This window comes from Vogesella fluminis (assembly GCF_014652335.1).
GTDB lineage: Bacteria > Pseudomonadota > Gammaproteobacteria > Burkholderiales > Chromobacteriaceae > Vogesella > Vogesella fluminis.
Map to the genome: position 1 here is coordinate 65,429 of NZ_BMYP01000016.1, position 9,287 is coordinate 74,715.

The 9,287-nt window shown below is 64.8% G+C and carries 9 protein-coding genes; 6 read left to right on the forward strand and 3 right to left on the reverse strand.

From position 1 onward, the window contains the following. Positions 1 to 122: 122 nt before the first annotated feature. Both aauR and IE083_RS08245 read right to left on the reverse strand, forming a co-directional pair. Positions 123 to 1,451: a two-component response regulator AauR gene (aauR, locus tag IE083_RS08240; protein ID WP_047966401.1), complete on the reverse strand. Its 1,329-nt coding sequence runs from the start codon at positions 1,449 to 1,451 to the stop codon at positions 123 to 125. After that, positions 1,444 to 3,291, reverse strand: coding sequence for a sensor histidine kinase (locus IE083_RS08245; protein WP_229799658.1), 1,848 nt, complete (start codon positions 3,289 to 3,291; stop codon positions 1,444 to 1,446). The genes aauR and IE083_RS08245 overlap by 8 nt, the downstream gene beginning before the upstream one ends. 440 nt (positions 3,292 to 3,731) lie before the next feature. Between IE083_RS08245 and IE083_RS08250 the strand changes: the two genes are divergently transcribed. The 3 genes from IE083_RS08250 to IE083_RS08260 are packed head-to-tail and all read left to right on the forward strand — an operon-like array spanning position 3,732 to position 5,627. Next, on the forward strand, positions 3,732 to 4,166 hold the full coding sequence (locus IE083_RS08250) for a hemerythrin domain-containing protein (RefSeq protein WP_189353130.1): 435 nt from the start codon (positions 3,732 to 3,734) through the stop codon (positions 4,164 to 4,166). After that, positions 4,153 to 4,368 carry a DUF2249 domain-containing protein gene (locus tag IE083_RS08255; RefSeq protein ID WP_189353131.1) on the forward strand — a complete coding sequence of 72 codons (216 nt, stop codon included), beginning with the start codon at positions 4,153 to 4,155 and terminating at the stop codon, positions 4,366 to 4,368. Before IE083_RS08250 ends, IE083_RS08255 begins: the two co-directional genes overlap by 14 nt. Beyond that, positions 4,368 to 5,627, forward strand: a complete 1,260-nt coding sequence (locus IE083_RS08260) for a hypothetical protein (RefSeq protein WP_189353132.1) — start codon at positions 4,368 to 4,370, stop codon at positions 5,625 to 5,627. Before IE083_RS08255 ends, IE083_RS08260 begins: the two co-directional genes overlap by 1 nt. Here IE083_RS08260 and cobA read toward each other — a convergent pair. Beyond that, positions 5,609 to 6,403, reverse strand: coding sequence for a uroporphyrinogen-III C-methyltransferase (cobA, locus tag IE083_RS08265; protein WP_189353133.1), 795 nt, complete (start codon positions 6,401 to 6,403; stop codon positions 5,609 to 5,611). The two genes, IE083_RS08260 and cobA, sit on opposite strands and share 19 nt — an antisense overlap. A 164-nt stretch (positions 6,404 to 6,567) precedes the next feature. Between cobA and IE083_RS08270 the strand changes: the two genes are divergently transcribed. The 3 genes from IE083_RS08270 to IE083_RS08280 all read left to right on the forward strand — a co-directional run bounded on the left by IE083_RS08270 (position 6,568) and on the right by IE083_RS08280 (position 9,136). Further along, the gene (locus IE083_RS08270; RefSeq protein WP_189353134.1) at positions 6,568 to 6,993 is read left to right on the forward strand and encodes a c-type cytochrome; all 426 of its coding nucleotides are present in this window, start codon (positions 6,568 to 6,570) and stop codon (positions 6,991 to 6,993) included. A gap of 41 nt (positions 6,994 to 7,034) precedes the next feature. Next, positions 7,035 to 8,489 (forward strand): cbb3-type cytochrome c oxidase subunit I, encoded by a 1,455-nt coding sequence (locus IE083_RS08275; protein ID WP_308426738.1) that lies wholly within the window; start codon positions 7,035 to 7,037, stop codon positions 8,487 to 8,489. Between the two features lie 62 nt (positions 8,490 to 8,551). After that, the gene (locus tag IE083_RS08280) at positions 8,552 to 9,136 is read left to right on the forward strand and encodes a cytochrome c oxidase subunit 3 (RefSeq protein WP_189353135.1); all 585 of its coding nucleotides are present in this window, start codon (positions 8,552 to 8,554) and stop codon (positions 9,134 to 9,136) included. Positions 9,137 to 9,287 lie beyond the last annotated feature (151 nt).

The window sequence follows — 9,287 nt, forward strand, 5'->3', positions numbered from 1 at the left end:
GAGGACGAAGACATCTGAACGCTCACGGCTTGCGGCCAACGTTGGCCGCAAGGCTGAGCGTACAAAAAAGGCAGCCCGTTGACGGGCTGCCTTTTTTTGCGGCGGCGGACAGGGCAGGAGGACTAATTGCTGCCCTGCAGCCCGTACTTCTTCACCTTGTCGAACAGCGTGGTCTTCGGTGTGCCCAGCGCGGCGCTGGCCTGGGTCAGGTTGCCGCCGTGGCGGCGCAGCGCCTCCACGACCAGGCTCTTTTCATAGGCTTCCACGCATTCGGCGAGGCTGGGCGAGTTGTGGCCATCGCCGCTGTCCTTGAACGCCGGCAGCCCCAGCGCGTAGCGTTCGGCGACGTTGCGCAGTTCGCGCACATTGCCCGGCCAGTCGTGCGCCATCAGCCGCGACAGCGTCTTGCGGTCCACCTCCAGCGGCTCGCGGTCGAAGCGCAGCGCCGCCTGCTGCAGGAAGCACTCGAACAGCAGCGGAATGTCCTCGCGCCGTTCGCGCAGCGGCGGGATTTCCAGCGTCACCACGTTGAGGCGGTAGTAGAAGTCGGCGCGGAACTTGCCCTGTTGCGACAGCTCGCCCAGGTCTTCCTTGGTGGCGGCGATCAGGCGGCAGTCGACATCGACCATCTGGTTGCTGCCGAGGCGTTCCAGCTTGTGTTCCTGCAGCACGCGCAGCAGCTTGATCTGCAGGTTGATCGGCATGGTCTCGACTTCGTCGAGGAACAGCGTGCCCTTGTGTGCGTGCTCGATCTTGCCGATGCGGCGCTTGCCGGCGCCGGTGAAGGCGTTGGCCTCGTGGCCGAAGATCTCGCTCTCGAACAGGTGTTCCGGCAGGCCGCCGCAGTTGATCGCCACGTAGTTGTGCTGCTGGCGGCGGCTGAATTCGTGCAGGCAGCTGGCGACCAGCTCCTTGCCGGTGCCGGTTTCACCGTTGATCAGCACGTTGGCGCCGGTGTCGGCGACGTTGAGGATCAGCTCGCGCAGCTGGCACATGGCGGCGGAGCGGCCGATCAGGCGCTGTTCCAGCGTCTGCTTGCCGTCCAGCTGGCGGCGCAGGCTTTCCACCTCCAGGCTCAGCCGGCGCTGCTCCAGCGCGCGGCGGGCGACTTCCACCAGCCGCTCCGGCGAGAACGGTTTTTCCATGAAATCGTAGGCGCCGTCCTTCATCGCCTGCACCGCCATGCTGACGTCGCCGTGGCCGGTGATCAGCACCACCGGCAGGCTGCGGTCCTGCGCCTTCAGCTGCTGCATCAGGGTCAGGCCGTCGATGCCGGGCAGGCGGATGTCGCTGATGACGATGCCGGGGAACTGGCCGTCGATCAGCGGCAGCGCGGCTTCGGCGCTGGCGACGCCGGTGACCGGGATGTCCTCCAGCGTCAGCGCCTGCTGGCAGCCGAGCAGGACATGGGGATCGTCTTCCACGATCAGGACGCGCAATGCTTCAGACATGATGGAGTTCCTGTTCCGGGTACAGCGGCAATTGCAGCACGAAGGCGGCGCCTTGTGGCAGCGGCTGTGCCTGCAGTGTACCGTTGGCCGCCGCGGCGAGGCTGGCGGACAGGGTCAGCCCCAGCCCCAGCCCGCTGCCTTGCGGCTTGGTGGTGAAAAAGGGTTCGAACAGATGCTGGCGTACCTGCTCCGGCAGGCCGCCGCCGTTGTCGGCCACGGTCAGCTGGTAACGGCCGCCGTCGCGCTGGCCGACCAGGCGCACGCAGGCGGCGGGCACGCCCTGCAGCGCGTCCAGCGCGTTGCCGATCAGGTTGACCAGGATCTGCTCCAGCCGCGTCTGGTCGATGGCCAGCAGCACGTCGTCGAATTCGCGCTGCACCGTGACCGGGTGGCGCGACAGCCTCGGCTGCAGCAGGAACAGCGCGGCGTCGACCGCGGTTTCCAGCCGTGCCTGGCCGTCGGCGTGTTCGGAGCGGCGGGCGAAGGAGCGCAGCGAGCCGGTGATCTTGCCCATGCGCTCTACCAGCTCGCCGATGGTCTTGAGGTTGGCCGCAGCGGTGTCGTAGGCGCCGCGGGCGAGGAACTTCACGGTGTTGCCGGACAGCGTGCGCAGCGCCGCCAGCGGCTGGTTCAGCTCGTGGGCGATGCTGGTCGACATCTGGCCGATCACCGCCAGCTTGCCGGCCTGGATCAGCTCGTTCTGCGCCTTGCGCAGCGTCTGCTCGGCCAGCTCGCGCTCGCGGATTTCGGCCAGCAGGCGCTCGTTGCTGGCGGACAGGTCGGCGGTGCGTTCCTCGATGCGGCGTTCCAGCTCGCTGTTGGCGGCCTGCAGCGCCTCGCGCGCCGACAGGCGGGTGGCGATCACCTTGCGCCGCTCGTTCCACGCGATCAGCAGCAGCGTCAGCACCGCGACGATGGTGGCCGCCAGCATCGCGTGCGTCCACGCCGCCGCCTTCACCGCCGCCAGCGGGCTGAGCAGGGTCAGCTGCCAGCGGGTGTCGTTGAGGGTGCGCGACTGCGCCAGGAACAGGCGGCCTTCCGGCGCGGCGACGTCGGGATCGGACAGCTCCCAGCGATCCAGCCCCGGCGCCAGCGTGCGCCGTGACTTCAGTTGCAGCAGCGGCAGCGATGCCCAGTGGTACTGCAGGCTCTGCGCCAGCTGGTTGCGCCGCGCCTGCGACAGCGGATGGATCACGTTCAGCCGCCAGCGCGGCTTGGAGGCGAGGATGATGACGCCGTTTTCATCGGCGATGAACACGTCGGCGCCGGCCTTGCGCCAGCCGGCCTCCAGCTGGCCGAGGCGGACCTTGACCACCGCCACGCCGGCGATGCGGCCTTTGACGCGCAGCGGGCTGGACAGGTAGTAGCCGGCCTCGCCGATGGTGCTGCCGATGCCGTAGAAGCGGCCGGGGCGGCCGGCCATGGCGTCGGTGTAGTAGGGGCGGAACGACAGGTCTTCACCGACATAGCTGTCGCTGCGGCGCCAGTTGCTGGACGCCAGTACGCGGCCGCCGCTGTCCAGTACGTAGACTGCCAGCGTGCCGCTGCGCTCGTTCATCGCCGCCAGGTAGCGGTTGACCTCCAGCTGGTGGCTGGCGTCCGGCGACTGCAGCAGCTGCAGCGTCACCGGGTTGAGCTGCAGCAGGCCGGGCAGCCACACGAAGCGCTCGATCTCGCTTTCCACGCCGCGGGTGTGCAGCTCCAGCTGGCGGTTGCCCTGCTCGCGCAGGGCGTCGATGCCGTGCTGCACCGAAAACTGGTAGGTCAGCGTGCTGCACAGCAGTACCAGCCCCAGCAACAGGCAGCTCAGGAACAGCGGTTTGCGGATACGGACAGACATGGCGGAAAAAAGTGTTGCGGCCAACATCGGGATGACAGAATTCCGGTTCTAACACAGGCCATGGCCGGCGTCAGCAAAATTGCGGCAGGGCGGGGTGCCATTTTTGTTGCACCCCGCGCTTAACATGGCACGCCAGGCGCACCGTTGTGGTGCATTTGCATTGCACTATTCGTGCCAGCGGCAGGCGGCAGCGATAACAAGCACTTGCCGCCGCCGGCCATCGCAAAACCGGATCGCAGCCGCGGCCGCATCCGGAAATCCGTACGCCAGGACGGGCAGGGAGTATTACCCTGCGTGGCATCAAGGTTGGCCGCAGCGCATGCGGCCAACCTTGATGTACCGGTGCAGCCGGTCAACAGGCACGGGTTTCTTGATCGGTATCATTCAGTCACCGGTTGCGCCAAGGCGATACTGTTGCAACATCCCACCGGAGTCTGAGCATGAACCTGACAACACATTTGAGTGCGGTGCACCGGCACTGCGATGACTGTTTTGCCGCGCTGGAGCAGGCCGTGCGCCAGCAAAACTGGGCCAGTGCCGATACGCTGTGCGCCAGCTTTTGCGAGGAAATGGCGCAGCACTTTGCCGACGAGGAAAACCGGCTGTTCCAGGCGCTGGAAGCGGCCACCGGCATGCGTGGCGGACCGACCGCGGTGATGCGCTACGAGCATGAGCAGATGCGCGAGCTGATGGAAGACCTCAACCGCGATCTGCTGCAGCGCGACGCCGCCGGCATGGCGGCCACCTGTGACACCTTGCTGGTGTTGATGCAGCAGCACAATATGAAAGAAGAAAACATTCTCTACCCGATGTGTGACAGCCGGATTCCGGATGCTGCCACCCTGCTGCAGGAGTTGCGCCATGTCTCCCCGTGATTTGCGTGGCCTGGTGCCGCCGGAACCGATGGAAATCATTCTTGATGATGTCGACAACGGTAGCAGCGGCCAGCAACTGGCCTATGTGTTGCCGCACTTTCCCAGCCCGCTGATCCCGCTGCTGCAGCAGCGCGATGTCAGCTTCGATACCGAAATGCTGCCGGACATGAGTGGGGTGGTGTTGAAGCTGGTGCTGCCCTGATGCATGCGATACCCAGCTTTGACCGCGCACCGCCGCTTTCGCTGCCGGTGCGCTATTTTTTGGCCGCAGCGGCCTGGCTGTTGCCGCTGTCGGCCAGCCTGCTGTTGACTGATGGTGATTATCCGTCGCTGAGTCTGCTGTTGCCGCTGCATCTGCTGGCGCTGGGCGTGCTTGGCAATGCCATGCTTGGCGCCCTGCTGCAAATGGTGGCTGTCGTGTCCGGCGTACCTTGCATGCGGCCAACCTGGTGGCGGCTGGTGGTGTGGAGTTTGTGGCAGCTGGCCACCGCCAGCCTGTGCTGGGGCTTCTACCAGTCGCTGGCGCCGCCGTGGCTGCAGCTGGCGAGTGTGCTGTTTGTGCTGCCGGCGGTCTCGCTGTCGGGTCTGTTGTTTGACCTGTGGCGCAGTCCGGCAACGGACGGCAGCAGCCGTGGCCTGCGCTTGGCGCTCGGCCTGTTGTTGCTGACCATGCTGCTGGGCCTGTCGATGCTGGCAGTGCTGGGCTGGGGCCGGCCCTGGCCGTTGCTGAGCCTGCTGCCGCTGCACCGGCTGGCGGCCCAGGGCTGGGTATTGCTGCTGGTGATGGCCGTGGCGCAGGTGATTGCACCGATGTTCCTGCTGACGGCGTCCTATCCCGGCTGGTGGCAGCGCCATGGCAGCATGCTGTGGCTGCTGTCCTTGCTGGCGGGGGCGTGCGGGCTGTGGTGGTTGCCGCAGTGGCCGTGGTGGTGGCTGGCGTGGTTGCCACTGGCACTGTTTGCCGTGCTCAGCCTGCGTCTGCTGCGTACCAGCCGCCGGCCGCAGGAATGGCTGCTGCCGTACTGGCGGCTGTCGTTTGCACTGCTGGCCTTGCTGGCGGCGCTGTTGCCGTTGCTGATGTGGCAGGGCGCGGCACCGTGGCTGGCGCGTGCGCTGGCCTGGTGCCTGCTCGGCGGCTTTGCACTGACGCTGGTGGTCGGCATGCTGTACCGCATCGTGCCCTTCCTGCTGTGGCTGCACCTGAAGAACGCGGCGCCGCCGCGCCACCGCATCCCGCCATTGCAGACGTTCATGCCGGAAATTGCGCCGCGGCGCAGCTTGCGGATGCTGCTGCTGGTGCAGCCGCTGGCGGCGCTGTGGGTGTGGCGGCCCGATGTGGGCTGGCCGCTGGCGCTGGCGCTGATCGCATTGCTGCTGCTGCTGTCGTTGCATTTTATCGCAGCGGCACGGCAATACCGTGCCGCCCGCCGCGTCTTGCCGCCTCAGCCAGCCAGTGCCTGAGCCAGCGTCGCCTGCAGTTTGGCCTGCAGCCGTACCACCTCGCCGATGATCAGCAGTGCCGGCGGTCTGACGGCGTGCTGTTGCACACAGGCGCCAAGACCGGCCAGCTCACAGCACAGCACGCGTTGCTGTGCTGTGGTGGCGTTTTCGATGATGGCCACCGGCGTGTCGGCGGCACGGCCGGCTGCCTGTAGCTGGCCGGCGATATTGGCGGCCTCGCCCAGCCCCATGTAGACCACCAGTGTTTCCTCGGCACCGGTATGGGCGGTCCACTCCAGTGTGTGCTGGTCCTCGCGGCGGTGGCCGGTAACAAAGCTGACGCCTTGTGCGTAGTCGCGGTGTGTCAGCGGGATGCCGGCTGCCGCCGAGGCGCCCATTGCGGCGCTGATGCCGGGAATCACCTCGCAGGCGATGCCGGCTGCGGCCAACGTTTCCAGTTCCTCGCCGCCGCGCCCGAACAGGAACGGATCGCCGCCTTTCAGCCGCACCACACGCAAACCCTGCTGCGCCTTGGTTACGATCAGCTGGTTGATGTCCTGCTGCGGCAGGGAGTGGTGGCTGGCGCGCTTGCCGACGCAGATCTGCTCGGCGCGGCGGTTGACCAGTGCCAGTACGGCATCGGATACCAGCAGGTCATACAGCACCACGTCGGCTTCGTCGAGGCGGCGCAATGCCTTCAGTGTCAGCAGTTCCGGGTCGCCGGGGCCGGCTCCGACCAGGCTGACCTGGCCGTGGCGCAACGGGCGGGGATGCGGAAAGGGGATGGGGGCACTCATTGCTGTTCCAGTCTGGCCAAAATGGCCGCTTAAGGGGATGCGCAAGTTTAGAAAGGGCAGCGGCCGGGAATCGTTGATTCGTGTCAATGCTATCTGGATGGGTGAAAATGTACATTTCACCGTGATACGCCGGGTTCCCGGTGACGCGAGAAAAGGAGGACGCGATGAGCGCCAGTTTTACCAAATCAACCGCGCGCAACATCTTTTATGGTGGCGCGGTGTTTTTCTTCCTGTTGTTCCTGGCGCTGACGCTGGATACGGTACAGGCGCTGCCCAAGCGGGATAACCGCGCCAATCTGACCGAGCAGGTTGCCCGCGGCAAGAAGCTGTGGGAAGTCAACAACTGTATCGGCTGTCACACGCTGCTGGGTGAGGGTGCCTATTTTGCGCCGGAGCTGGGTAACGTCTACCAGCGTCGTGGCCCGGAATTCATCAAGGCCTGGATCAAGGCCCAGCCGACCGGGGCGCCGGGGCGCCGCCAGATGCCGAACTTCCATCTCAATGATGCCGAACTCGATGACCTGGTGGCCTTCCTGAAATACAGCTCGGAAATCAACACCAATAACTGGCCGCCGAATATCGAAGGCTGATGCCCGTCGATTCCGGTAATACATCATCCAAGGAGAACCAGATGACTTCCCCTGTAATGGCCACCGCGCGCTCTGCCAGCGCCTCGGCGGCGGCCAATGACCCGCTCACCAATGTGCAGCTCAAGTACCGTACGCAGGCAGTAGCCAAGCCGTACTTCGTCGCTGCCATCGGCCTGTTCGTCGGCCAGATCGTGTTCGGCCTGATCATGGGCCTGCAATATGTAATCGGTGATTTCCTGTTCCCTGCCATCCCGTTCAACGTGGCGCGCATGGTGCACACCAACCTGCTGATCGTGTGGCTGCTGTTTGGCTTCATGGGTGCGGGCTACTACCTGATTCCCGAAGAATCGGAACGCGAGCTGCACAGTCCGAAACTGGCCATCCTCACCTTCTGGGTGTTCCTGGTGGCGGGGGCGCTGACCATTGTCGGCTATCTGGCGGTGCCATACGCTACGCTGGCGCAGATGACAGGTAACGACCTGTTGCCGACCATGGGGCGCGAATTCCTGGAACAGCCGACCATCACCAAGATCGGCATCGTGCTGGTGGCGCTGTCCTTCCTGTTCAACCTGAGCATGACCGTGCTCAAGGGCCGCAAGACCAGTATCTCGATGGTGATGATGCTGGGTCTGTGGGGGCTGGCGATCTTCTTCCTGTTCTCGTTCTACAACCCGGTAAACCTGGTACTGGACAAGTACTTCTGGTGGTGGGTAGTGCACCTGTGGGTGGAAGGTGTATGGGAGCTGATCATGGGCGCGATGCTGGCCTTCGTGCTGGTGAAGGTAACTGGCGTTGACCGTGAAATCATCGAGAAATGGCTGTATGTGGTCATTGCCATGACGCTGATCTCCGGCATCATCGGTACCGGTCACCACTACTTCTGGATCGGTGCGCCGGCCTACTGGCAGGTGTGGGGTTCGGTATTCTCCGCACTGGAGCCGATTCCGTTCTTCATGATGACGCTGTTCGCCTTCAACGTGGTCAACAAGCGCCGCCGCGAGCATCCGAACAAGGCTGCGGTACTGTGGGCACTGGGTACTGGCGTGATGGCCTTCCTCGGCGCCGGCGTGTGGGGCTTCCTACATACCCTGGCTCCGGTCAATTACCTGACCCACGGCACGCAGATCACCGCCGCCCACGGCCACATGGCGTTCTATGGCGCCTACGCCATGGTGGTGATGACCATGATTTCCTACTCCATGCCGCTGATGCGTGGCCGTGAAGCCAACAGCAATGCTGCGCAGATGGTGGAAATGTGGTCGTTCTGGCTGATGACCATCGCCATGGTGCTCATCACCCTGTTCCTGACCGCCGCCGGTATCCTGCAGGTATGGATGCAGCGCATGGGCGACACCCCGCTGTCGTTCATGGCCGGCCAGGACAAGATCGCCTTCTTCTACTGGCTGCGCGAGGCTTCCGGCGTGATGTTCTTCATCGGCCTGATGCTGTACATCGCCAGCTTCTTTATCCGCGGCAACGAGCGCGCCAGCGCCTGATTCCGCCGCATCCGGCAACACGGGCGCCCCTTGCGGGCGCCTTTTTCACGACGGAGCCTGCCATGAACACAGCCGCCCCCGGCCTTGCCGCCCCGCCACGCGTACCCGGCGACCTGGCGATGTGGTTCTTCATTCTTGCCGAGCTGACGGTGTTCGGCATCTTCTTTGCCGTCTACGGCGTAGCGCGGCAGCGCGACGCGGCGCTGTTTGCTGCCGGCCAGGCACAGCTGCTGCTGTGGCCGGCGCTGCTCAACACCCTGCTGCTGATCGCCGGCAGCGCCACGGTGGCGGCGGCGGTGCGCGCCTTTGCGGCCAACCTTGTGGCGAGCGGACGCCGCTACCTGCTGGCCACCTTGCTGCTGGGCAGCGGTTTCGTGGCAATCAAGGGCTGGGAGTTCGCCACCAAATTCGCCGCCGGCATCACCCTGTCCAGCAGCGACTTCTGGATGTTCTACCTGTCGCTGACCTTCTTCCACTTCCTGCACGTGATCCTCGGCCTGGTGATCGTGGCCGCGGTGTACCTCCACGCCCGCCGCGGTGCCTATGATGCGGCCAACCATGACGGCGTGGAAACCGCCGCCGCCTACTGGCACATGGTCGACCTGGTGTGGGTGGTGCTGTTCGCGCTGGTGTACGTGGCGCGCTGACCAGGAGTCAGCGTCAATTAAGCTAGATGACGGAGCCGCCAGATAGGCAGTTCTTTGGCTGGCACATTTCAGTGCGATAGCAGTACAGGACCGGGCCTGTCCGAATTTTTGTGTAAACGGGGTTTCAAATCACATCTGAGGAATGCGTTCC